Source organism: Rhodovulum iodosum (assembly GCF_041020385.1).
Lineage (GTDB): Bacteria > Pseudomonadota > Alphaproteobacteria > Rhodobacterales > Rhodobacteraceae > Rhodovulum > Rhodovulum iodosum.
Genome location: NZ_JBEHHI010000002.1, coordinates 806,712 through 828,576 on the forward strand (window position 1 = coordinate 806,712; position 21,865 = coordinate 828,576).

At 68.2% G+C, this 21,865-nt stretch carries 23 protein-coding genes; 18 read left to right on the plus strand and 5 right to left on the minus strand.

All coding sequences use genetic code 11. The features are described 5' to 3' along the window. Positions 1–234: 234 nt before the first annotated feature. Positions 235–696, plus strand: a complete 462-nt coding sequence (infC, locus tag Ga0609869_RS12980) for a translation initiation factor IF-3 (protein ID WP_438826881.1) — start codon at positions 235–237, stop codon at positions 694–696. A 184-nt stretch (positions 697–880) separates the two neighbouring features. Here the strand turns inward: infC and Ga0609869_RS12985 are convergent, their stop codons facing one another. From Ga0609869_RS12985 to Ga0609869_RS12995, 3 genes are read right to left on the minus strand one after another with little or no spacing between them, the layout of a single operon-like run. Continuing rightward, on the minus strand, positions 881–1,672 hold the full coding sequence (locus tag Ga0609869_RS12985) for an FAD binding domain-containing protein (protein ID WP_125405251.1): 792 nt from the start codon (positions 1,670–1,672) through the stop codon (positions 881–883). A gap of 10 nt (positions 1,673–1,682) precedes the next feature. Continuing rightward, the gene (locus Ga0609869_RS12990; RefSeq protein ID WP_125405248.1) at positions 1,683–4,049 is read right to left on the minus strand and encodes a xanthine dehydrogenase family protein molybdopterin-binding subunit; all 2,367 of its coding nucleotides are present in this window, start codon (positions 4,047–4,049) and stop codon (positions 1,683–1,685) included. A gap of 59 nt (positions 4,050–4,108) precedes the next feature. Then, positions 4,109–4,591, minus strand: coding sequence for a (2Fe-2S)-binding protein (locus tag Ga0609869_RS12995; protein ID WP_125405246.1), 483 nt, complete (start codon positions 4,589–4,591; stop codon positions 4,109–4,111). A gap of 223 nt (positions 4,592–4,814) precedes the next feature. Between Ga0609869_RS12995 and Ga0609869_RS13000 the strand changes: the two genes are divergently transcribed. From Ga0609869_RS13000 to Ga0609869_RS13010, 3 genes are all read left to right on the plus strand, one after another. Further along, on the plus strand, positions 4,815–5,435 hold the full coding sequence (locus tag Ga0609869_RS13000) for a LysE family translocator (protein WP_125405243.1): 621 nt from the start codon (positions 4,815–4,817) through the stop codon (positions 5,433–5,435). A gap of 4 nt (positions 5,436–5,439) precedes the next feature. Further along, entirely contained in the window at positions 5,440–6,486 is a 1,047-nt protein-coding gene (locus Ga0609869_RS13005) for a glycosyltransferase family 2 protein (protein WP_125405240.1), read from the plus strand. 107 nt (positions 6,487–6,593) lie between these two features. Then, on the plus strand, positions 6,594–7,568 hold the full coding sequence (locus Ga0609869_RS13010) for a phosphoadenosine phosphosulfate reductase (RefSeq protein ID WP_125405237.1): 975 nt from the start codon (positions 6,594–6,596) through the stop codon (positions 7,566–7,568). Between the two features lie 26 nt (positions 7,569–7,594). On the opposite strand, the gene Ga0609869_RS13015 is transcribed toward Ga0609869_RS13010, so the two are convergent. After that, a complete protein-coding gene (locus Ga0609869_RS13015; protein WP_125405234.1) occupies positions 7,595–7,807 on the minus strand; it encodes a DUF1127 domain-containing protein in 213 nt (70 codons plus the stop codon). Positions 7,808–8,015: 208 nt separating this feature from the next. Between Ga0609869_RS13015 and Ga0609869_RS18370 the strand changes: the two genes are divergently transcribed. The 11 genes from Ga0609869_RS18370 (at position 8,016) to purF (ending at position 19,212) form a co-directional block, all read left to right on the plus strand. After that, positions 8,016–8,333: a hypothetical protein gene (locus Ga0609869_RS18370; RefSeq protein ID WP_438826882.1), complete on the plus strand. Its 318-nt coding sequence runs from the start codon at positions 8,016–8,018 to the stop codon at positions 8,331–8,333. Positions 8,334–8,752: 419 nt separating this feature from the next. Further along, on the plus strand, positions 8,753–9,793 hold the full coding sequence (pyrC, locus tag Ga0609869_RS13025) for a dihydroorotase (protein WP_125405229.1): 1,041 nt from the start codon (positions 8,753–8,755) through the stop codon (positions 9,791–9,793). Between the two features lie 76 nt (positions 9,794–9,869). Beyond that, positions 9,870–10,550, plus strand: a complete 681-nt coding sequence (locus Ga0609869_RS13030) for an orotate phosphoribosyltransferase (protein WP_125405226.1) — start codon at positions 9,870–9,872, stop codon at positions 10,548–10,550. A 224-nt stretch (positions 10,551–10,774) separates the two neighbouring features. After that, entirely contained in the window at positions 10,775–12,271 is a 1,497-nt protein-coding gene (locus Ga0609869_RS13035) for a replicative DNA helicase (RefSeq protein WP_125405223.1), read from the plus strand. Between the two features lie 205 nt (positions 12,272–12,476). Continuing rightward, complete coding sequence (gene alr / locus Ga0609869_RS13040) at positions 12,477–13,526, plus strand: alanine racemase (protein WP_125405212.1); 1,050 nt, start codon at positions 12,477–12,479, stop codon at positions 13,524–13,526. Further along, complete coding sequence (locus tag Ga0609869_RS13045; RefSeq protein WP_125405209.1) at positions 13,526–14,305, plus strand: MlaE family ABC transporter permease; 780 nt, start codon at positions 13,526–13,528, stop codon at positions 14,303–14,305. The genes alr and Ga0609869_RS13045 overlap by 1 nt, the downstream gene beginning before the upstream one ends. Beyond that, positions 14,302–15,048 carry an ABC transporter ATP-binding protein gene (locus Ga0609869_RS13050; protein WP_125405206.1) on the plus strand — a complete coding sequence of 249 codons (747 nt, stop codon included), beginning with the start codon at positions 14,302–14,304 and terminating at the stop codon, positions 15,046–15,048. Before Ga0609869_RS13045 ends, Ga0609869_RS13050 begins: the two co-directional genes overlap by 4 nt. Before the next feature lie 64 nt (positions 15,049–15,112). After that, the gene (locus Ga0609869_RS13055) at positions 15,113–15,562 is read left to right on the plus strand and encodes a paraquat-inducible protein A (protein ID WP_211336805.1); all 450 of its coding nucleotides are present in this window, start codon (positions 15,113–15,115) and stop codon (positions 15,560–15,562) included. A 113-nt stretch (positions 15,563–15,675) separates the two neighbouring features. Further along, entirely contained in the window at positions 15,676–17,043 is a 1,368-nt protein-coding gene (radA, locus tag Ga0609869_RS13060) for a DNA repair protein RadA (RefSeq protein WP_125405203.1), read from the plus strand. A gap of 18 nt (positions 17,044–17,061) precedes the next feature. Then, positions 17,062–17,652: a CvpA family protein gene (locus Ga0609869_RS13065; protein ID WP_125405201.1), complete on the plus strand. Its 591-nt coding sequence runs from the start codon at positions 17,062–17,064 to the stop codon at positions 17,650–17,652. A 102-nt stretch (positions 17,653–17,754) separates the two neighbouring features. Further along, positions 17,755–19,212: an amidophosphoribosyltransferase gene (gene purF, locus Ga0609869_RS13070; protein WP_125405443.1), complete on the plus strand. Its 1,458-nt coding sequence runs from the start codon at positions 17,755–17,757 to the stop codon at positions 19,210–19,212. Between the two features lies 1 nt (position 19,213). Here the strand turns inward: purF and Ga0609869_RS13075 are convergent, their stop codons facing one another. Continuing rightward, a complete protein-coding gene (locus Ga0609869_RS13075) occupies positions 19,214–19,642 on the minus strand; it encodes a hypothetical protein (protein ID WP_125405198.1) in 429 nt (142 codons plus the stop codon). A 40-nt stretch (positions 19,643–19,682) separates the two neighbouring features. Between Ga0609869_RS13075 and Ga0609869_RS13080 the strand changes: the two genes are divergently transcribed. The 3 genes from Ga0609869_RS13080 to Ga0609869_RS13090 all read left to right on the plus strand — a co-directional run bounded on the left by Ga0609869_RS13080 (position 19,683) and on the right by Ga0609869_RS13090 (position 21,840). Further along, a complete protein-coding gene (locus Ga0609869_RS13080) occupies positions 19,683–20,345 on the plus strand; it encodes an SDR family NAD(P)-dependent oxidoreductase (protein ID WP_125405195.1) in 663 nt (220 codons plus the stop codon). Positions 20,346–20,416: 71 nt separating this feature from the next. Next, positions 20,417–21,202 (plus strand): 5'/3'-nucleotidase SurE, encoded by a 786-nt coding sequence (gene surE, locus Ga0609869_RS13085; RefSeq protein WP_125405192.1) that lies wholly within the window; start codon positions 20,417–20,419, stop codon positions 21,200–21,202. Next, positions 21,199–21,840, plus strand: coding sequence for a protein-L-isoaspartate(D-aspartate) O-methyltransferase (locus tag Ga0609869_RS13090; protein ID WP_125405189.1), 642 nt, complete (start codon positions 21,199–21,201; stop codon positions 21,838–21,840). The genes surE and Ga0609869_RS13090 overlap by 4 nt, the downstream gene beginning before the upstream one ends. Positions 21,841–21,865 lie beyond the last annotated feature (25 nt).

A 21,865-nucleotide genomic window follows, 5' to 3' on the forward strand; every position in this document is an offset into this window, starting at 1 on the left:
TGCCTGATGGCGCAGAGATAGGACTTCCTGTAACTGGAAGGTCAAGGGGCGCGACGATCCGGCACCGCCCGCAATCGCGCTTGAATCAAATGGGCCGGCACGTTAGGTTTTCCGACACTTCCGCTCAACGACAAAAGGAACGACACCATAGCCCGCAGACCGCACAACGCGCCGCCCACGCGCGACACCGGCCCCCGCGTCAACGGACGCATCCGGGCCCCCGAAATCCGGCTCATCGGCGCCGAAGGCGAAAATGTCGGCGTGGTCACACCCGCCCGTGGCATGGAACTGGCCGAACAGGCCGGGCTCGACCTGGTGGAGATCTCGCCAAACGCGACCCCGCCGGTCTGCAAGATCATGGATTTCGGCAAGTTCAAATACGAGACCCAGAAACGCGAGGCCGAGGCGCGGAAGAAGCAGAAGATCATCGAGGTCAAGGAGGTCAAGTTCCGGCCGAACACCGACACCCACGACTACGACGTCAAGATGCGCAACGTGTTCAAGTTCCTTGAGAACGGCGACAAGGTGAAGGTGACGCTGCGCTTCCGCGGCCGCGAGATGGCGCACCAGAACCTCGGGCGCGAGCTGTTGGAACGGGTGGCCGAAGACGTCAAGGAGATCGGCAAGATCGAGAACATGCCGAAGATGGAAGGCCGCCAGATGATCATGATGATCGGGCCGCTGCCGCAGAAATAACGCGCCTGACCGCCGGACAGATCGCCCCCGCCCCCGGCGGGGGTTTTCGTTGGCGCCCGCGCGAAACTGTTCGAAAGGGTTGCCGCAGGCCTTTCGAAAATGAATGGCCCCGCCAGGGGCGGGGCCAGAATCCTGCAAGAAATGCCGCCAAGACCGTTTTCACATGGCCCTGGCTTGGGGCGGGTCAGCCAGCCGCGGCCACTGCCCGCCCGGTCATCACCTTGGCCAGGTGCGCGCGGTACTCGGGCGTGCCGTGCAGATCGCCGATCATGTTGTCCGCGGCGAGGCTGAGGCCCGAAATCGCGTCGGGGCTGAAATTGGCCGACAGCGCCTCCTCGGCTTCGGTCCAGCGGAACACGCCCTCTTCGGAGGCGCCGGTCACCGCCACGCGCACCCCGCCCGCGAATTTCGCCACGAAGACGCCCACCAGCGCAAAGCGAGAGGCAGGCTGTTCGAACTTCATGTAGGCGGCCTTCTCGGGCACCGGAAAGCGGATCTCGGTGACGATCTCGCCCTCCTCCAGTGCCGTGGCGAACATCCCCTCGAAGAAATCGTCCGCCGCGATCTCGCGGTTGGCGGTCTTGATCGTGGCGCCCGAGGCCAGCACCGCGGCCGGGTAACAGGCCGACGGGTCGTTATTGGCGACGCTGCCGCCGATGGTGCCGCGGTTGCGGACCGCCGGGTCGCCGATATTGCCCGCAAGCGCCGCCAGCGCCGGGTAATGCGCCGCCGCCTCCTGCGCGATCGCCGCGTGCGTCGTCGTCGCGCCCACGCAAAGCGCGCCGTCATCGGCCACGCACACCCCCGCAAGCTCGGGGATGGCGGTCAGGCTGACCAGCCTGGCCGGCGCTGCCAGCCGCTGTTTCAGCGTCGGGATCAGTGTCTGCCCGCCGCCCAGCGCCTGCGCCTCTTCCTCGGACATCAGCGCGATGGCCTCGTCCAGCGTGGCGGGGCGGTCGAATTCGAATGCATACATGTCTCTCTCCTCAGCCCTGCATGGCGGCCCAGACGCGGCTCGGCGTCAGCGGCATGTCGATATGGGTGATGTCGCTATGGCCCGCGCGCTGCAGCGCGTCGACCACGGCATTGACCACCGCGGGCGGGCTGCCGATGGCGCCGGCCTCGCCGCAGCCCTTCACCCCCAGCGGGTTGTGGGTGCAGGGCGTCTGGCAGGAATGGTCGACGGTGTAGAACGGCACGTCATCGGCCCGCGGCATGGCGTAATCCATGTAGCTGCCCGACAAGAGCTGGCCGTACTCGTCATAGGTCGCCCCTTCCAGCAGCGCCTGCCCGATGCCCTGCGCGAGCCCCCCATGCACCTGCCCATCGACCACCATCGGGTTGACGATATTGCCGAAATCGTCGGCCGCGGCGAAAGACAGGATCGTGACCTTGCCGGTGTCGGGGTCGAGCTCGACCTCGCAGGCATAGGCCCCCGCGGGGAAGGTGAAGTTGTTGGGGTCGTAAAACGCCGTCTCCTCCAGCCCCGGCTCGATCTCCTCCAGCGGATAGTTGTGGGGCACGTAGGCCGCCAGCGTCACGTCCCCCCAGGCGACCGACTTGTCGGTACCGGCCACGGTAAAGGCGCCGTCCTTCAGCTCGATATCCTCGGGGCTCGCCTCCATCAGGTGGGCCGCGATCTTCTTGGCCTTGGCGATGATCTTCTCGGTCGCCCGCACCATGGCGCTGCCGCCCACCGCGAGGCTGCGCGAGCCGTAGGTGCCCATGCCCATCGGCGTGTTGGCGGTGTCGCCATGGACGATCTCGACCATGTTCTCGTCCAGCCCGATCATGTCGGCCACCACCTGGGCAAAGGTCGTCTCGTGCCCCTGGCCGTGGCTGTGGCTGCCGGTCATGACCACCAGCCCGCCGGTGGCGTTCACCCGCACCGTGGCCGATTCATATAGCCCGGCACGCGCGCCCAACTGCCCCACCAGGTGGCTGGGCGCAATCCCGCAGGCCTCGATATAACAGTTCAGCCCGAGCCCGCGCAGCTTGCCCCGCGCCTTGCTCTCGGCCAGCCGCGCCTCGAACCCCGCCACGTCGGCGATCTCCAAGAGCTTGTCCAGCGTCGCGTGGTAATCCCCGGTGTCGTATTCCACCGCCACCGGCGTGGCATAGGGAAACTCGGTGACGAAGTTCTTGCGCCGGATCTCGACCGGGTCGATCCCCATCTCGCGCGCCGCCTTGTCGATGACGCGCTCCAGCTGGAACGTCGCCTCGGGCCGGCCCGCGCCGCGATAGGCATCGACCGGCACGGTGTTGGTGAACACCGCCTTGACGTTCACGTAGATCAGCGGCGTCGTGTAGTTGCCGGCCATCAGCGTGCCGTGCAGCCAGGTCGGCACCGACGGCGCAAAGGTCGACAGATACGCCCCCATATTCGCGTAGGTCTCGGTGCGGATCGCCTGGAAATGGCCCTCCGCGTCCAGCGCCAGCTCGATCTTGGTGACGTGGTCGCGCCCGTGGGCATCGGTGATGAAGCTTTCCGAGCGCTGGCATGTCCATTTCACCGGCCGGCGCAGTTGTTTCGCCGCGAAGGTGCAAAACGCCTCTTCCGCATAGTGAAAGATCTTGGACCCGAACCCGCCGCCCACGTCGGGCGCCACCACGCGCAGCTTGTGCTCGGGGATGCCCAGAACGAACGCCCCCATCAGCAGCCGGATCACATGGGGGTTCTGGCTGGTGGTATAAAGCGTCGAGTCGTCGGTGCCGGTATTGTAATCGCCCACCGCCACCCGCGGCTCCATCGCGTTGGGCACCAGCCGCTGGTTGACCAGTTCCAGCGTGGTCACATGGGCGGCCTTGTCGAAGGCCGCGTTCACCGCCTCGCGGTTTTCCTCGACGAAGCCCCAGTCGTAGCAGAGGTTGCTCTCCAGGTCGTCATGCACCTTCGGCGCGGCGCTCTCCAGCGCCGCCTTCATGTCCAGCACCGGCTCCAGTTCCTCGATATCGAAGACCACCGCCTCGGCCGCGTCGCGGGCCTGGGCCTCGGTCTCGGCCACCACCACGGCGATCGGGTCGCCGACATGGCGCACCTTGCCCTGGGCCAGCACCGGGTGGCCGGGCTCCTGCATCACCTCGCCGAAGCGGTCGGTCACCTGCCATCCGCAGGGCAGCCCGCCCACGCCTTCGAAATCGGCCCCGGTAAAGACACGCAGAACACCGGGCATGCCCGCCGCGGCTTCGGTCTCCACCTTGTTCAGCCGCCCATGGGCCACCGGCGAGCGCACGAACCAGGCATAGGCCTGGCCATGCAGGTTGATATCGTCGGTATAGCGGCCCCGACCCGTCAGGAACCGCACATCCTCGCGCCGCTTGCTGCTGGCGCCGATGCCGTGATCTTTCGGCATGGTCTCTCCTCCCTGAGATTGCCGGCCGCGCCCCGCGCGCCGGCTGCGGCGCTTGCCGCTTATTCCGCCGCGATCGCCACGTCCTGCCCGGACGCGGCCATGATCGCCTTGACGATGTTGTGATAGCCGGTGCAGCGGCAGAGGTTGCCCTCCAGGTAATCGCGCACCTCCGCCTCGCTGGGCTTGGGATTTTCCGCCAGAAGGGCCGCCGCGGACATCACCATCCCCGGCGTGCAGAACCCGCATTGCAGCCCGTGATGGTCCTGGAACGCCTGCTGGATCGTCGACAGCGACCCGTCGGCATCGGCCATGCCCTCGATCGTGGTCACCTCGGCGCCCTCGGCCTCGGCGGCGAAAATCGCGCAGGCTTTCACCGCGCGGCCGTCGACATGCACCACGCAGGCGCCGCACTGGCTGGTGTCACAGCCCACATGCGTGCCGGTCAGGCCCAGCCCCTCGCGCAGAAATTGCACCAGGAGCGTACGCCCCTCCACCTCGCCCGTGACGGGTTTGCCGTTCACGGACATGCTGACCTTGGCCATTCTCTCTCCTCCCTGTGATCTTTTGCCGCGAGTAAATCACGCGGGCCGGCATTTGAGAACCGTTGATTTCGGGCGCCGCCCCGCCCCCTTCTTCTTGGCGGAAATACCCAAATCCCACCGTGCCGCCGGGGCCCGGGCCGGGCACGGCGCGCGGCCTTGCCGGTTTCGCGCTTGCACGCCCGCGCGCGCCATGCCTGAGTGGTACGAAAAAGGAGACCCGCCCATGCCGCTCGACCTCTGGCTCGCCTTCGTCGCCGCCTCCGCCGTGCTGCTGGTCATCCCCGGGCCCACGATCCTGCTGGTGCTGTCCTACGCGCTCAGCCAGGGCCGGCGGGTCGCGGTGGCCATGGCGCTGGGCGTTGCCTTGGGCGATCTGGTGGCGATGACCGCCTCGCTGGCCGGGCTGGGCGCGCTGGTGCTGGCCTCGGCCACGCTTTTCACCGCGTTGAAATGGGTCGGCGCGGCCTATCTCGTCTATCTCGGCGTCAAGCTGTTGCGCGCGCCTCCGGTGCTGGCCGCCGAGATCGACCCCGAACCGCGCCCGGCCCGCGCGATCTTCGGCCATGCCGCCGCGGTGACCGCGCTCAACCCCAAATCCATCGCCTTCTTCATCGCCTTCGTGCCGCAATTCCTGCGCCCCGAGGCACCGCTTGCCCCGCAATTCGGCATCCTGATCGCCACATTCGTGACACTCGCCGCGCTCAACGCGCTGGCCTACGCGCTTCTGGCCGACCGGCTGCGCGCGCGTATCCGCCGGCCCGCCGTGCTGCGCTGGATGAACCGCGCCGGCGGCGGGGCGCTGATGGGGATGGGGGCATTGACCGCGGGCATGGCCCGCGCCTGAGCCGATGCCCGCGCTCGCCGTTCTCACCGTCCGCAACGAAGGCGCCTTCCTTCTGGAATGGCTCGCCCATCATCAGGCGGCGGGCTTTACCGACTTCCTCGTGTTTTCCAACGACTGCGCCGACGGCACCGACGCGATGCTCGACCGGCTGGCCGCGCTGGGGCATCTGATCCATGTGCCTAACCCCGGCCCCCACAAGAACGGCGCGCAATGGTCGGCGTTGAAGGCCGCCGACCGGCATGAGGCGACGCAAGCGGCCGACTGGATCGCCGTTCTCGATATCGACGAGTTCGTCAATGTCCACGCCGGCGACCGCACTCTGCCGGCGCTGATCGACGCGCTGCCCGGGGCCACCGCCATCACGCTGACATGGCGGCTTTTCGGCAATGGCGGGGTGGTGGCCTACCAGGACCGCCCCGTGACCGAACAATTCACCCGCGCCGCGCCCCGCGTCATGGGCTGGCCCTGGCGCGCGGCGATGTTCAAGACGCTCTTTCGCAACGATGGCACTTACGGCAAGCTCGGCATCCACCGCCCGCGCCAGCCCGACCCCGACCGCATCGGCCAATCTGTCTGGGTCGACGGATCGGGCCGCGCCCTGCCCGATGCCTTTCGCAAGTCCCGCGTCTTCAACGCCTACGGGCGGGACAATTACCGGCTGGTGCAGCTCAATCACTATCCCCTCGGCGCGATGGAAAGCTTCGTGCTCAAGGCCGATCGGGGCCGCGCCGGGCACTGGGCGCTGCCCATGGCCATGGACTACTGGGTCGAGCGCAACCTCTGCGCCGAGGAAGACCGCACGATCGCGGCCCTTGCCCCCGCCCGCGACACCCGTCTCGCCACGCTCAGGGCCGATGACGATCTCGCCCGGCTGCACGCCGCCGCCGTGGCCTGGCGCCACGCCCGGTTCGCCGATTTGATGGCCGAAGACGCGCCGCGCGCGCTTTTCGGCCGGCTGCTGATGACCCCGCCGTCGCGGGCGCTGACGCCCGAGGAAACCGCGCTGATCACGGCTCACGCAAACAGGGCCAGGGGAGGTAAGGTCACCTAATTCCACAGAAATGGCCGCGACCACTTCCCAATTCTGCCCTAAAGCCCCGGCATAAGGTCGCAGAAGAAAACCACGCCCGAAACCGGGCAAAACGGAGCACCGCCAGCATGGATGACGACACCGCCAGCCCCTTGCAGCCCGATGGGCGCGACGAACTGAGCGAGTGGACCGCCATGCTGCAGGCCGTGGGCGAGAGCGAGGGGCATTTCGAAGAACTGGGCAGCGGCCACGGGGCGCTCTTTTCCGAAGAAGAGCGTCGTCTTTTGGTCACCTTCGAGCGCGGCAAGGACATCCGCGCCCGACGCATCGACCAGTTGCCGCTGGCCGCCACGCTGGCCGACGAAACCGGCTGGTCGCGGCTGACGGTGATCACCGAAAAGGACGACTGGTTCCGCTCGTCCGGGATCTTCGGCTATTTCGACCGGCTGATCGACGAGGATTTCTTCGAGGATTTCGACCGCGTCGTGTTCTACGGCGCCGGCATGGGCGGCTATGCGGCCGCCGCGTTTTCGGTGGCCGCGCCGGGGGCCACGGTGGTGGCGCTCAACCCCCAGGCGACGCTCGACCCGCGGGTGAGCGAATGGGACCCCCGCTTTCGCGCCCATCGCCGGCTGAACTTCACCGACCGCTACGGTTATGGCCCCGACATGGTCGACGCCGCCGGGCGGGCCTTCATCCTCTACGACCCGCTCAGCCTATACGACGCGATGCATTCGGCGCTTTATACCGCGCCTCATGTCAGCCGGTTGCGCTGCCCGCTCATGGGCGAGTGGATCGAGGAAGACCTGCTGAACACGGGCATCCTGCACGATGTCATCGACGCCGCCTGCGAGGGCAAGCTCGACGAAATGGTGTTTCACCGGCTGTTCCGGGCGCGGCGCAACTACCCGCCCTACCTGCGGCGTCTGCTCAAGCGGCTCGACCAGGCCGAACGGCCGTACCTGTCGGCGCTCTTGTGCCACAACGTGACCAAACGCCTGAAAGGCCCGCGCTTCCGCACGCGCCTTGCGCAGCTTACCGAGGAATTCCGCCGCGAGGGCCGCTCTCTGCCCTGGCCCGACGATCCGGGCGACGAGGGCTGAGCGCGGCCGCCCGCGGCGGCAAAGGGTCAGTGATACACGCGGTCGCCCAGGACCTGCATGATCGCCTCTTGCCGCGTCAGCCCCATCCGGGCCAGATCGGCATCGCTCAGCGCGTTGAGCGCCTGCACCCGGCGCATGCGCGGGTGGTTCTCCATCATCCGCACCAGCCGGGCGAGCAATCCTGCGCCGCGGACCGAGGGGCTGGCGGCGCCCTGGGGGGTTGTATCTGCAAAGGCCATTCGGAAACTCCTGTTATGTTACAGTTGTTTCCTCCCTGTCGCTCAAGATAGGGAAACATGGCTGACTTGTCCATTGTGCGGCGCGCAACCCCGCCTTGCGGGATAGGCTCAACTCTTGAAGGGCTGCTCGGGATTGGCCGGCTTCTTGCGGCGGCGGCGCGGCGCGGGCTTGGACGCCGTCTTTGTCTTGTCCGGCGTGGCCGTGGTCGTGGCCGCGGCCTTGGGCGCCGCAGGCTTCTCGGCGGCGGCCTTGGACGCCGCAGGTTTCTCCGCGGTGGTCTTGGGCGCGGCAGGCGTCTCTGCCGCGGTCTTGGGCGCAGCAGGCTTCTCTGCCGCGGTCTTGGGCGCCGCAGGCTTCTCTGCCGCCGGCTTGGCGGTCTGCGCGGCGGGCTTGGGCGCCGGGCTCTCGGCCTTGGCCGGCGCCTTCGGCGCAGCGGCGGGCGCCTTAGCGGGCGCGCTCTTGGCCGCCGGCGCGGGGCGCTTCTTGGCCGGCGTGGCGGCGGTCTTGCGGGCGGCGGGCGCGTAGGCTTGCGCCAGCTCTTCGGTGGTCATCGCGGAAAAAAGCGGATTGTAGCGCTGGACCATCTCCATCCAGGACGCCGTCAGACGCACCTGCGTCTCGAACGTGGTCTGCCAGAACTTCATGTAGCTGCTTGTCAGGGCCAGCGGCGCGGCAAAAGCGGACATCGCGGTTTCCTTTCCTGTTTCTGGGGCACGGGGCCCCGATCAATTGGCCAGCCCTGCACGGCCGCCGGACGGCGGTGCCGGGCGTCGGGGCGCAGTCTACCACATTGCTGCATTGCAGCAATGCGCCTTTTGCCCACGCGCGAAAGCCTGCCAGCCGACCGCCGCGCCGAGGCGGGCGGCATGGTGCGCACCGCGGCCACGCGCCGGCGGCGTGAAACCGCTGGAAAGCGCGGCGCGGATTGTGTAACCGCACAGCCCATGACCGAGCGCCTCACGATCCGCCGCCCCGACGACTGGCACCTGCACCTGCGCGACGGCGCGATGCTGCAAGGCGTCCTGCCCGAAACCGCACGCCATTTCGCCCGGGCCATCGTCATGCCCAACCTGGTGCCGCCGGTCGTGACGGGCAAGGACGCGGCGGCCTATCGAGACCGCATCCTGGCCGCGATGCCCGCCGGCACCGATTTCACGCCGCTGATGACGCTTTACCTGACCGAAAAGACCGACCCGGCGGACGTGGCGGCAGCCCATGCACGCGGCCTTGTCACCGCGGTCAAGCTCTACCCCGCGGGCGCGACCACCAACTCCGACTCGGGCGTGACCGATTTCGACAAGGTGCGCGGCGTGCTGGAAAAAATGGCCGAGATCGGCTGCCCGCTCTGCGTCCATGGCGAGGTGACCGACCCCGAGGTCGACATCTTCGACCGCGAGGCCGTGTTCATCGACCGGGTGCTCGACCCGATCCGGCTGGCCACACCCGGCCTGAAGGTCGTGATGGAACATCTGACCACCGCCGACGGCGTGGATTACGTCAAGGCAAGCGACAGCGGCCTCGGCGCGACGATCACCACCCATCACCTGATCATCACCCGCAACCACATCCTGGTTGGCGGCATCAAGCCCCATTATTATTGCCTGCCCGTGGCCAAGCGCGCCCGGCATCGTGACGCGCTGGTGGCCGCGGCGACGAGCGGAGACGCGCGGTTCTTTCTCGGCACCGACAGCGCGCCGCATACCGACCCGAACAAGGAATCGGCCTGCGGCTGCGCCGGCGTGTTCTCGGCCACCAACACCCTGTCCTGTCTCGCCGAGGTGTTCGAACGCGCGGATGCGCTGGACAAGCTCGAGGCCTTCGTCTCGCTGAACGGGCCGGCGTTTTACGGGCTGGCCCCCAACACCGCGACCCTGACGCTGGCCAAGGGTGATTCGGTCGACTACCCGGCCCGGATCGACACCGGCGACGGCCCGGTGACGGTGTTCGACCCCGGCTTCCCGCTGCACTGGCGGGTGGAGCCGTGAGACGCACATCTCTTGTGACCAAATTTGCCAGGGCTTTTCCCGGAAAGCCCCGGCGCCTGAAGGAGAGGTCCGCGCCATGATCCCCACCGGCTCCCCCGACAAGACCGAGATCGCCCGGCTTTCGGCGCGGATGCTGCTGGAGGTGGGTGCGGTGCATTTCAACGCCGAGACACCCTTTACCCTGGCCTCGGGCCTGCCCTCGCCCACCTATATAGATTGCCGCAAGCTGATCTCGTTTCCCCGCGTGCGCGCCACGCTGATGGATTTCCTCGCCGTCACGGTGATGCGCGAGGCCGGCTTCGAGGCGTTCACCAACATCGCCGGGGGCGAGACCGCCGGCATCCCCTTCGCCGCGCTGATGGCCGAGCGGCTGGCCCTGCCGATGACCTATGTCCGGAAAAAGCCCAAGGGCTATGGCCGCAACGCCCGTATCGAGGGCGTGATGGGCGAAGGCGACCGGGTGCTGCTGGTCGAGGACCTGACCACCGACGGCGGCTCGAAACTCAGCTTCGTCGACGCGATCCGCGAGACGGGCGCCAGCTGTGGCCACACGGCGGTGATCTTTTATTACGGCATCTTCCCGGAAACCGAGAAAACGCTCGGCGATCACGGGGTGCGGCTTCATCACCTCTGCACCTGGTGGGACGTGCTGGAAGAGGCCCGGCGCGCCGAAACCTTCGACCCCGCCACGCTGGCAGAGGTCGAGGCCTTCCTCAGCGCGCCGCGGGCCTGGCAAGAGGCGCGCAAGGGCAGTTGACGAGTCGCCCCGCGCGCCACGCCAGCGACCTTGCAAAAAAGAGGTCACGGAATTCCTTGGCCGTGTCTGTTCGGACACAAGCGCCTCAACATCTTGACGGCGACCCCCTGCCGACCCCAAGATGGAGCGTAAAAGTTACGCACAGCCCATCCACAGCATATCCAGATTGAACCGCCTGTGCGGCACACCCTACAACGCTCGAACCACCGGAGCAGAGGGACCAGATGAACGAGATCGCACCGATCCCACCGGGGCAGGACAAGACCGGCGAATCCGGCGCCCTGCCCCATTCCATCGACGCCGAGCAGCAGCTTCTGGGCGCGCTTCTGACCAACAACGACGTTTACGAACGCATCTCGCCCATCGTTCAGGCGCCGCATTTCTACGAACCCGTCCACCAGCGCATCTTCGAACTGATCGCAACGCGCATCCAGAAGAACACGCTGGCCTCGCCGGTCACGCTAAAGGCGTTTCTGGAGGATGACGAGGGGCTCAAGGAACTGGGCGGCCCGGCCTACCTGGCCCGCCTCGCCGGTGCGGCGATCTCGACCTACGCGGCGCGCGACTACGCCCAGATGATCTATGATTTCGCGATCCGGCGCGAGCTGATCCGGCTGGGCAACGACATCTCGGACCGGGCGACCAAGGTCGAGATCGGGTCCGAGCCGCGCGAACAGATCGTCGAGGCCGAGCAGGCGCTTTACATGCTCGGCGAACAGGGACAGGTCGACAAGGGTTTCCAGTCCTTCCTCAAGGCGGTGACCGACGCCGTCAGCGTGGCCAACGCCGCCTACAAGCGCGACGGCGGGCTGGCGGGGCTGTCGACCGGCCTTGCCGACATGGACAAGAAACTGGGCGGGCTGCACCGGTCCGACCTGCTGATCCTGGCCGGGCGGCCCTCGATGGGCAAGACCTCGCTGGCCACCAACGTGGCCTTCAACATCGCCAGGACCTACCGCCGCGGCGCCCTGCCCGACGGCGGCGAAGGCGCGGTCGATGGCGGCGTCGTGGGCTTTTTCAGCCTCGAGATGTCGGCCGAGCAGCTGGCCGCGCGGATCCTGTCCGAGGCCGCCGAGGTGCCCAGCGAAAAGATCCGATCGGGCCAGATGACCGAGGTGGAATTCCGCCGTTTCGTCGAGGCCGCGAAAGAGCTGGAGGCGTGCCCGCTTTACATCGACGACACCCCGGCGCTGCCGATCAGCCAGCTGGCCGCGCGGGCGCGACGGCTGAAACGCACCCATGGGCTGGATGCGCTTTTTGTCGACTATCTTCAGCTTGTCCGCCCCGCCACGGCCAAGGACAGCCGGGTCAACGAGGTGTCGGAAATCACCCAGGGCCTCAAGGCCATCGCGAAAGAGCTGGACATCCCCGTGGTCGCGCTCAGCCAGTTGTCGCGCCAGGTCGAGGCCCGCGAGGACAAGCGCCCGCAATTGTCGGACCTGCGCGAATCGGGCTCGATCGAGCAGGACGCCGATGTGGTGATGTTCGTCTTCCGCGAAGAATACTACGCCGAGCGCGAGAAGCCCTCGGAGGACAAGCTCGACGAGATGGCGAAGTGGCAGGAACGGATGGAGGCGCTGCACGGCAAGGCCGAGGTGATCATCGGCAAGCAGCGCCACGGCCCCATCGGCAATGTCGAGCTCAGCTTCGACGGCCGCTTCACCCGCTTCGGCAACCTCGTCAAACCCTGGCAGCAGGGGGCCGCGGGCGATTTCGGCTGACGCCCCCGCGTCTGCGTTCAACGGCGCCGGGCGCCCCGGCGCCGGCGGCAGCGGCCGGGCGCCGTTCCGGCACGCACCCGCAGAGCGCACGGCACGGGCGCGCGGCACAGCGTCCTTCCGCGCGCCACCGCGCGGTCGGCGCGGCGCACCGCCGAAGGCCGCAAATCCGGCTTGACCTCGCCTGCGCGCCTGTCATTACAAGCTCATGGCTACCGGATTTCTGACAATCGACCTCGACGCGCTGGCGCGAAACTGGAAGGCGCTCGACCGTGCAAGCGCCGCGGATGTGCAAACCGCGGCGGTGGTCAAGGCCGAGGGCTACGGCCTCGGCATCGGCCCAGTGGCCCGCACGCTGGCCCGCGCCGGCGCGCGGCACTTCTTCGTCGCCGTCGCCGAGGAAGGCGCCGCGATCCGCGAGACGCTGGGCCGCGGCCCCGACATCTACGTCTTCTCCGGCCACATGGCCGGCGACACCGACATGATCAACGATCTCGACCTGATCCCGATGCTGAATTCGGTCGACCAGCTCACCCGCCACCTGGAGGCGCTGCCCGCCCAGCCCTTCGGCATCCAGCTCGACACCGGCATGAACCGGCTGGGGATGGAGCGCGCCGAATGGCAGGCCGTGGCCGAGATCGCGCTGACCGCCGGCCCGCGGCTGATCATGAGCCACCTGGCCTCGGCCGACGACCCGGCCGACCCCCTGAACGCCCAGCAGCTTGCGGCCTTCGTCGAGATGACCCAGGGCTGCGGCGTGCCGCGTTCGCTGGCATCCACCGGCGGCATCCTCATGGGCAAGGACTACCATTTCGATGTCACCCGCCCCGGCATCGGCCTCTATGGCGGACGGCCCTTCGAAGAGGCCGACCCCGTGGCCCATCTGGACATCCCCGTGATCCAGACCCGCGATATCGACCCGGGCGAGGTTGTGGGCTATGGCGGCACCTGGACCGCGCCCGCGCAGTGCCGCATCGCCACCGTCGCCGCGGGCTATGCCGACGGGCTGACCCGCCATCTCAGCAACAAGGGGCATCTGTTCCACGACGGCGCGCCCTGCCCCATCGTCGGCCGGGTCTCGATGGACCTGATCGGCGTCGACATCTCGCACCTGACATCAGAGCCCAGGACGCTGCAGATGCTGGGCACCGACCAGAGCATCGACGACGTGGCCGACGCCGCGGGCACCATCGGATATGAAATCCTCACCTCGCTGGGCGCACGCTACAAGCGCCGCTACAGCGGCGCGGGCGCCTGATGGTGCTGGACCCGATCGCGGGGATCGGGCGCTCGACACTGGCGCTTCTGTCCGGAATCGGCCGGGTGGGGCTGTTCTTCCTCGCCACCCTGGCCGCGGCGCTGCGCCCGCCCTTCTATTTCCGCGAATTCGGCCACGCGCTGATGACCATCGGCTATAACAGCCTGCCGGTGGTGGGGCTGACCGCGCTCTTCACCGGCGCGGCGCTGGCGCTGCAGATCTATGCCGGCGGCTCGCGCTTCAACGCCGAAGAGGTGGTGCCCTCGATCGTCGCCATCGGCATGGCGCGCGAACTGGGCCCGGTGCTGGGCGGGCTGATGGTCGCCGCCCGCGTGGCCTCTTCCATCGCCGCCGAGATCGGCACCATGAAGGTGACCGAACAGATCGACGCGCTGGTGACGCTCTCCACCGACCCGATGCGCTATCTCACGGTGCCGCGGGTGCTGGCCGCCACGATCAGCGTGCCGATCCTGGTCGCGGTGGGCGATTCCATCGGCATCTTCGGCGGCTACCTTGTGGGCACCGGGCGGCTGGGCTTCAACCCCGCCGCCTACCTCAAGAACACCGCCGATTTCCTCGAGGTCTGGGACGTGACCTCGGGGTTGATCAAGGGCGCGGTCTTCGGCTTTCTCGTGGCGCTCGTGGGCTGCTATTTCGGGATGAATTCGGGGCGCGGCGCGCAGGGCGTGGGCCGGGCCACCAAATCGGCCGTGGTCTCCGCCTCGGTCCTGATCCTCGCCGCCAACTACCTGCTGACAGAGCTCTTCTTCACCGGATGATAGACCTTCGAGACGTGCATAAGGCGTTTGGCGCCAACCGGGTGCTGCGGGGGGTCAACCTGACGGTTCCCAAGGGCGAGAGCATGGTCATCATCGGCGGCTCGGGCACCGGCAAATCGGTGCTTTTGAAATGCGTCCTCGGCCTCGTGCGTCCCGACCGGGGCAATATCCTGATCGAGGGGCAGGATGCCGCCCGCGCCGAGCGCGAGGCCTTCCTCGCCCGCTTCGGCATGCTCTTCCAGGGGGCCGCGCTCTTCGATTCGCTCTCGGTCTGGCAGAACGTGGCCTTCCGCCTGCTGCGCGGCCATAAAAAGCGCCCCCGCCCCGAGGCGCGCGAGATCGCCATCGAGAAACTGCGCCGGGTGGGGCTCAAGCCCGAGGTCGCCGACCTCTTCCCCGCAGAACTCTCGGGCGGGATGCAAAAACGCGTCGGCCTCGCCCGCGCCATCGCCGCCGACCCCGAGATCATCTTCTTCGACGAACCCACCACCGGGCTCGACCCGATCATGGCCGGGGTGATCAACGAGCTGATCCGCGAGATCGTGGTCGAGATGGGCGCGACCGCGATGACCATCACCCACGACATGACCTCCGTGCGCGCCATCGCCGACGACGTGGCGATGCTGCATGACGGGGTCATCAAATGGGCCGGCCCCGTGGCGGAGATGGACGACAGCGGCGACCCCTATCTCGACCAGTTCATCCACGGCCGCGCCGAGGGGCCGATCGAGGCGGTCCGGTGAGGGGCCGGAACGCCTGCAGGCGTCATGCGGAACGCCTGCACCCACCCCGCGACGAGCCCTGCGCATGACCCGCCTGCTGCGCCTTGCCAACCTCGCGCTCCTCGTCCTCTTTCCCATCGCCTGGGTCGCGCCGCTGATGCGCGCCGGGCTGCTGCCGCTCTTCGGGCTTTCCGAAATCTCCGTCCTGTCCGGCCTGCGGTCGCTATGGGACACCGACATCTTCCTCGCCCTTCTCGTCACCGTCTTCGCCCTCTTCGCGCCGATCCTGAAAACGATCGGCCTGGCGCTCATCCAGTTCGGCCTCGCCTCGCGCCGCCTGCTGCCCGCGCTGCACATCCTGGGCAAGCTCGCCATGGCCGACATCTTCCTGATCGCGATCTACATCGTCATCGCCAAGGGCGTGGGCCGCGCCCATATCGAAACCGCCTGGGGGCTTTACCTCTTCACCTTCTGCATCCTGGCCTCGCTCGCGCTCTCCATGGTCGAGGCGCGCCGCCCCTCCTCCCCGTCCTGAGCTGCCGCTTCTTCTTGGTCCAAATACCCCGGGGGGCGCGGCCCGGATGGGCCGCGGGGGGCAGCGCCCCCAAGCGCGCTTGAACCGGGCGCGGCGCTCGGGCAGGAAGGGGCATGGCAAAACCGGCCCTTCAGTTCACCTGCACCGCCTGTGGCGCGGCCCACAGCAAATGGGCCGGCCGGTGCGACGCCTGCGGGGCCTGGAACACGCTGGTCGAAGAGGCGCCGCTCACGGCCGGGCCGGCGGCCAAATCCCTCGGCGCCGCGCGGGGCCGGCCGGTCGCGCTGTCGGGCCTTTCGTCGATCGAGCCAGAGCCGCCGCGCGCCGCCGCCGGGCTGGCCGAGTTCGACCGGGTGCTGGGCGGCGGGCTGGTGCCGGCCTCGGCGATCCTGGTGGGCGGCGATCCGGGGATCGGCAAGTCCACCCTGCTGTTGCAGGCCGCCGCGCGGTTTGCCCGCAACGGGCTCGGCTGCATCTACATCTCCGGCGAAGAGGCCGGCGCGCAGGTGCGCATGCGCGCCGCGCGGCTGGGGCTGGCCGACGCGCCCCTGCGGCTTGGCACCGACACCAACCTGCGCAACATCCTGACCACGCTCGAGGCCGAGAAACCCGACCTCGCGATCCTCGACTCCATCCAGACGCTGTGGTCCGACCGGGTCGACAGCGCGCCGGGTTCGGTGGCGCAGGTGCGCGCCGCGGCGCATGAGCTGGTGAGCTTCGCCAAGCGTCACGGCACCGCGGTGATGCTGGTGGGCCACGTCACCAAGGACGGCCAGATCGCCGGGCCGCGGGTGGTCGAGCACATGGTCGACACGGTGCTCTATTTCGAGGGCGAGCGCGGCCACCCGTTCCGCATCCTGCGCAGCGTCAAGAACCGCTTCGGCCCGGCCGACGAGATCGGCGTGTTCGAGATGACCGGCCAGGGGCTGGCCCAGGTCGCCAACCCCTCGGCGCTGTTTCTGTCGGACCGCGGCACGCCCGCCCCCGGCGCCGCGGTCTTTGCCGGGATCGAGGGCACCCGGCCCGTGCTGACCGAGATCCAGGCCCTCGTGGCGCCCTCGCCGCTGGGCACGCCGCGCCGCACGGTGGTGGGGTTGGATGCCGGGCGGCTGGCCACGACGCTGGCGGTGCTCGAGGCGCGCTGCGGCATCCCCTTCGCCGGGCTCGACGTCTTTCTCAACGTGGCCGGCGGGCTGAAGATTTCCGAACCGGCGGCCGATCTGGCCGTTGCCGCGGCATTGTTGAGTGCGCGCGAGGATGCCGCACTTCCCGCAGATTGCGTGCTTTTCGGGGAAATATCGCTCTCCGGCGCGCTGCGCCCGGTCGGTCAGACCGAAAACAGGTTGAAAGAAGCGCTGAAACTTGGTTTCTCACAAGCGATCGCCCCGGCGCGGAGCAGGCTGGGGGGCCCCACCGGGCTGACGGTGCGGCAGATGCCGGACCTGACCGCCTTCGTGGGCGAAATATTCGGCGCGGGGTGAACCGCCAGGGAGCGAGGCATGGAAGCATTCACCGTCATCGACGCCATCGTGGCCGTCATCATCGTTGTTTCGGCCATTCTCGCCTTTTCCCGCGGCTTCGTGCGCGAAGCGATGGCGATTGCAGGCTGGATCGCGGCGGCCATCGTTGCCTTCATATTCGCCCCGCAGGCCGAACCGCTGGTGCGCGAAATCCCCGTGCTCGGCGATTTCCTGGGCGACAGTTGCGAGATCAGCATGGTGGCGGCCTTCGCCGGGGTGTTTGCGGTGTCGCTTGTGGTGGTGTCGATCTTCACCCCGCTTTTCTCGTCGCTGGTCCAGCGCTCGGCGCTGGGCGGGATCGACCAGGGCCTTGGCTTCATCTTCGGCGCGCTGCGGGGCATCGTGCTGGTCGCGGTCGCCTTTTTCGTCTACCAGACGGTGATGCCGAGCCAGGAAATCGAGGTCGTCGACCAGTCGCGGTCCGCAGCCGCCTTCGCCCAGTTGAGCGAGCGCATCGCCGACCGCGACCCCGAACAGGCGCTGGGCTGGCTGACCGGGCAATACGAACAGCTCATGGCGGCCTGCGAGGCCCCGGCGGCGCCGCAGGCCGAACCGGCCGCGTCGGAATAGCCGCGGGTATTTGTGATCCTTTCGTGACACCGCCGCCGCGAGGGCTTAGAGAGGGGCCGACCCTGCCCACAAGGATTCGGAGCTGCGCCGCCCATGGCTGAGATGCCCCCGGCCCACCCGTTCGACGACGACAAGCTGAAAGAGGAATGCGGCGTCTACGGCGTGATCGGCGTAGCCGACGCCGCCAATTTCGTTGCCCTCGGCCTGCACGCGCTGCAACATCGCGGCCAGGAGGCGGGCGGCATCGTCAGCTACGAGTCCGAGACCGGCTTCAACTCGGCCCGCCGTTTCGGCTATGTCCGCGACAACTTCACCAAGGCCAGCCTGATGGAAACGCTGCCCGGGCATCTGGCCATCGGGCATGTGCGCTATTCCACCGCCGGGTCCAAGGGCCAGACGGCGATCCGCGACGTGCAGCCGTTTTTCGGCGAGTTCTCGATGGGCGGCGCGGCGCTTGCCCATAACGGCAATATCGTCAATGCCGAGGCGCTGCGGCGCGAGCTGATCGACCACGGCTCGATCTTTCAAAGCTCGAGCGACAGCGAATGCATCATCCACCTGATGGCGCGCTCGTTCCAAAAGACCATCCCCGAACGGATGAAGGACGCGCTGCGCCGGGTCGAGGGCGCGTTTTCGATCGTCGCCATGACCCGGACCAAGCTGATCGGCGTGCGCGACCCGCTGGGCGTGCGCCCGCTGGTGCTGGGCCGGATCGGCGATGGCTGGGCGCTGAGTTCGGAAACCTGCGCGCTGGACATCATCGGCGCCACCTTCGTGCGCGAGATCGAACCGGGCGAGATGGTGGTGATTTCCGCCGGCAACGGGGTCGAGAGCTTTCGCCCCTTCCAGCACGCCTCGTCGCGCTTCTGCATTTTCGAGCATGTCTATTTCTCGCGCCCCGACTCGATCCTGGGCGGGCGTTCGGTTTACGAGACCCGACGCCAGATCGGGGTGGAACTGGCGCGCGAGGCGCCGGTCGAGGCCGACCTGGTCTGCCCGGTGCCCGACAGCGGCACCCCCGCGGCCATCGGGTTTTCCCACGAAAGCGGCATCCCCTACGGCATGGGCATCATCCGCAACCAGTATGTCGGCCGCACCTTCATCGAACCGACCGAGCAGATCCGCAACATGGGCGTGCGGCTCAAGTTGAACGTCAACCGCGCGCTGATCGCCGGCAAGCGGGTGGTGCTGGTCGACGACAGCGTGGTGCGCGGCACCACCAGCCAGAAGATCAAGGAAATGATCCTCGACGCCGGCGCGGCCGAGGTGCATTTCCGCATCGCCAGCCCGCCCACCGCCTGGCCCTGCTTTTACGGCGTCGACACGCCCGAGAAGGAAAAACTGCTGGCCAGCCGGATGTCGGAGGAGGAGATGCGCGACCACCTGGGAGTGGACAGTTTGCGCTTCGTCAGCCTCGACGGGCTTTACCGCGCCGCGGGCGAAGCCGGCGGACGCACCCCCGGATGCCCGCAATATTGCGATGCCTGCTTCTCGGGCGACTACCCGGTGGCGCCCGCGGACATGATCGAAAAGGGCTTCAAGCTGAAGGCGGCCGAGTGAGTCAAGACTCGGGCAGGTACGGTAAGTCGGGCAGGTCCTTCAGCGTCTCGGGCGCAGCCGGCGCGGGATCTGCCGGCGGCGCAGCGGGCGCCGGGCCGGGCTGCCCGCCCTGGCGCTGCTGCATCAGGAATCCATCGTAGTCCAGGTCGGGCACGGCCGCGTTGACGCAGGTATCGGCATATCTGCGCCCCGCTTGGACCCCGACGATTGTCACCGCGAACCAGTCCTTCGCCATGCCGTGAAGGTCGATGAGGGTTTCGCGCGGGGTGTCCGACGCAGGCAGCGCGGCAGGGCCCCAAAAACCACCGCAAAAACGGACCCGGCAAGGCACCGCATCCCAATGCCCGCCGATCGTCTCGCGCAGCGCCCCGTACCACCGCTGCGGCTCCGGTGCCCGCCCCTTGGCCTGCATCAATGCCGCCGCGTCCAAGGTCTTGACCTTGCGGGGGATTGGGCGCAAACCCCGCGTCATGACAGACCAGAAAATCGCACTCGTCACCGGCGCTTCGCGCGGTTTCGGCGCCGCCGCGGCCGAGACGCTGGCGCGCGCCGGGTATCACGTCATCGCCGTGGCCCGCACACAGGGCGGGCTGGAAGAGCTGGACGACCGCATCAAGGAGGCCGGCGGCCACGCCACGCTGGCCCCGATGGACATCTCCGATACCGACGCGATGCGCCATCTCTGCCGGGCGATCTTCGATCGCTGGGGGCGGCTCGACCTGTGGGTGCATGCCGCGGTGCAGACCCCTCCCTTCAGCCCGGCCGAGCAGCTCGACCTCCCGTTCTGGCAAAAGGCGGTCACCACCGATGTCTACGCATTGGGGATGCTGGTCGCCTTCGTCGCGCCGCTGCTGCGCGCCGCGCCGGGCCGCGGCACCGCGATCCTGGTGGACGACACCGCCGAGGGGCCCTTCCTGGGCGGCTACGCGGCCTGCAAGGCGGCCCAGCGGGCGCTTTTCACCGCGTGGGAGGCCGAACAGGCGCGGTTGCAGGATGTCCATGTCCTGCGTTTCGAGCCTGCGCCGATGCCCACCGCGCACCGCCACCGCCTGTTCCCCGGCGAAGACCGCAGCCGGCTGGCCCAGCCGATGGACGAGGCCGCGCGCATGATCCGCGACTGCGCCCTCGGCTGAGCCCCCGCGGGGGCGCTTTACGGCCCCGCCCTGCTCCACTATTCAAGGTCGAAACGGGCAGCGGGGCGGGCATGCGCATTCTGATCACCAATGACGACGGCATCAACGCACCGGGGCTCAAGGTGCTGTCGGCCATCGCCGAGGAAATCGCCGGCCCCGAGGGCGAGGTGTGGACCGTCGCGCCGGCCTTCGAGCAGTCGGGGGTGGCGCACAAGATCTCGTTCACCCATCCCTTCATGATCGCCGAGCTGGGCCCGCGCCGCTACGCCGCCGAAGGCTCGCCCGCCGATTGCGTGCTGGCCGCGCTGCACGACGTGATGGCCGATGCCAAACCCGACCTCGTGCTCTCGGGCGTCAACCGCGGCAACAACGCGGCCGAGAACGCGCTCTATTCCGGCACGCTGGGTGGCGCGCTCGAAGCTGCGCTTCAGGGCCTGCCGGCGATCGCGTTGTCGCAATATCTGGGGCCGCTGAATTTCGACGCCGAGCTGCAGTTCCAGGCCGCGGCGGAACACGGGGTTCAGACCGTGCGCGCGCTGGTCGATCACGGCCATTGGGACAGCGCCGATTACCGGATCTTCTACAACGTCAACTTCCCGCCGGTGCCCGCCGACCGCGTCAAGGGCGTCAGGGTCGGCCCGCAGGGCTATCGCAGCGACGCCTCGTTCGGGGTCGAGCCGCATATCTCGCCCGCCGGACGGCGGTTCTTGTGGATCAGGGGCGGCGCCCAGCATTTGCCCACCGCCCAGGGCAGCGACGTGGCGCTGAACCTCGACGGGTATGTCGCGGTCACGCCGATGCGCGCCGACCTGACCGCGCATGATTGCCTGGACGATCTCAAGGCGAGGCTGGAATGACCGACGCGGCCGAGCGCAAGATGCAGTTCCTGTTTGCCCTGCGCTCGAAGGGCGTCACCGACAGCCGCGTGCTGACGGCGATGGAAAACGTCGACCGCGGCCTTTTCGTGCGCGGCACCTTCGCCGACCGCGCCTATGAGGACATGCCGCTGCCGATCGCCTGCGGCCAGACCATCAGCCAGCCCTCGGTCGTCGGGCTGATGACCCAGGCGCTGGGCGTGCAGCCCCGCGACAAGGTGCTCGAGGTGGGCACCGGGTCGGGCTACCAGGCGGCGATCCTGTCGCGGCTGGCGCGGCGGGTCTACACCGTAGAGCGCCACCGCCGGCTGGTGGGCGAGGCGCAACGGCGCTTCGACGCGCTGGGGCTGACCAACGTGACCGCGATCGTCGCCGACGGCTCGCACGGGTTGCCCGAACAGGCGCCGTTCGACCGCATTCTGGTCACCGCCGCGGCCGAAGACCCGCCCGGGCCGCTCTTGGCGCAGTTGCGGATCGGCGGTATCATGGTTTTGCCCGTGGGGCAGTCCGACGCTGTGCAGCGGCTGATCAAGGTCAGCCGCACGGTCGAGGGTTTCGATTACGACGAGCTCAGGCCGGTGCGCTTCGTGCCGCTGGTCGAGGGGCTCGGACAGGACTAGATGCTGCAAGGCCCGGAGCAACGCG

What these genes read in the sequence shown, in the direction of transcription:
- Ga0609869_RS12985 (WP_125405251.1), bottom strand. Translation starts at nt 1,672, where the DNA reads ATGTATGCATTCGAATTCGACCGCCCCGCCACGCTGGACGAGGCCATC.
- Ga0609869_RS12990 (WP_125405248.1), bottom strand. Translation starts at nt 4,049, where the DNA reads ATGCCGAAAGATCACGGCATCGGCGCCAGCAGCAAGCGGCGCGAGGAT.
- Ga0609869_RS12995 (WP_125405246.1), bottom strand. Translation starts at nt 4,591, where the DNA reads ATGGCCAAGGTCAGCATGTCCGTGAACGGCAAACCCGTCACGGGCGAG.
- Ga0609869_RS13000 (WP_125405243.1), top strand. Translation starts at nt 4,815, where the DNA reads ATGCCGCTCGACCTCTGGCTCGCCTTCGTCGCCGCCTCCGCCGTGCTG.
- Ga0609869_RS13005 (WP_125405240.1), top strand. Translation starts at nt 5,440, where the DNA reads ATGCCCGCGCTCGCCGTTCTCACCGTCCGCAACGAAGGCGCCTTCCTT.
- Ga0609869_RS13010 (WP_125405237.1), top strand. Translation starts at nt 6,594, where the DNA reads ATGGATGACGACACCGCCAGCCCCTTGCAGCCCGATGGGCGCGACGAA.
- Ga0609869_RS13015 (WP_125405234.1), bottom strand. Translation starts at nt 7,807, where the DNA reads ATGGCCTTTGCAGATACAACCCCCCAGGGCGCCGCCAGCCCCTCGGTC.
- pyrC (WP_125405229.1), top strand. Translation starts at nt 8,753, where the DNA reads ATGACCGAGCGCCTCACGATCCGCCGCCCCGACGACTGGCACCTGCAC.
- Ga0609869_RS13030 (WP_125405226.1), top strand. Translation starts at nt 9,870, where the DNA reads ATGATCCCCACCGGCTCCCCCGACAAGACCGAGATCGCCCGGCTTTCG.
- Ga0609869_RS13035 (WP_125405223.1), top strand. Translation starts at nt 10,775, where the DNA reads ATGAACGAGATCGCACCGATCCCACCGGGGCAGGACAAGACCGGCGAA.
- alr (WP_125405212.1), top strand. Translation starts at nt 12,477, where the DNA reads ATGGCTACCGGATTTCTGACAATCGACCTCGACGCGCTGGCGCGAAAC.
- Ga0609869_RS13045 (WP_125405209.1), top strand. Translation starts at nt 13,526, where the DNA reads ATGGTGCTGGACCCGATCGCGGGGATCGGGCGCTCGACACTGGCGCTT.
- Ga0609869_RS13050 (WP_125405206.1), top strand. Translation starts at nt 14,302, where the DNA reads ATGATAGACCTTCGAGACGTGCATAAGGCGTTTGGCGCCAACCGGGTG.
- Ga0609869_RS13055 (WP_211336805.1), top strand. Translation starts at nt 15,113, where the DNA reads ATGACCCGCCTGCTGCGCCTTGCCAACCTCGCGCTCCTCGTCCTCTTT.
- radA (WP_125405203.1), top strand. Translation starts at nt 15,676, where the DNA reads ATGGCAAAACCGGCCCTTCAGTTCACCTGCACCGCCTGTGGCGCGGCC.
- Ga0609869_RS13065 (WP_125405201.1), top strand. Translation starts at nt 17,062, where the DNA reads ATGGAAGCATTCACCGTCATCGACGCCATCGTGGCCGTCATCATCGTT.
- purF (WP_125405443.1), top strand. Translation starts at nt 17,755, where the DNA reads ATGCCCCCGGCCCACCCGTTCGACGACGACAAGCTGAAAGAGGAATGC.
- Ga0609869_RS13080 (WP_125405195.1), top strand. Translation starts at nt 19,683, where the DNA reads ATGACAGACCAGAAAATCGCACTCGTCACCGGCGCTTCGCGCGGTTTC.
- surE (WP_125405192.1), top strand. Translation starts at nt 20,417, where the DNA reads ATGCGCATTCTGATCACCAATGACGACGGCATCAACGCACCGGGGCTC.
- Ga0609869_RS13090 (WP_125405189.1), top strand. Translation starts at nt 21,199, where the DNA reads ATGACCGACGCGGCCGAGCGCAAGATGCAGTTCCTGTTTGCCCTGCGC.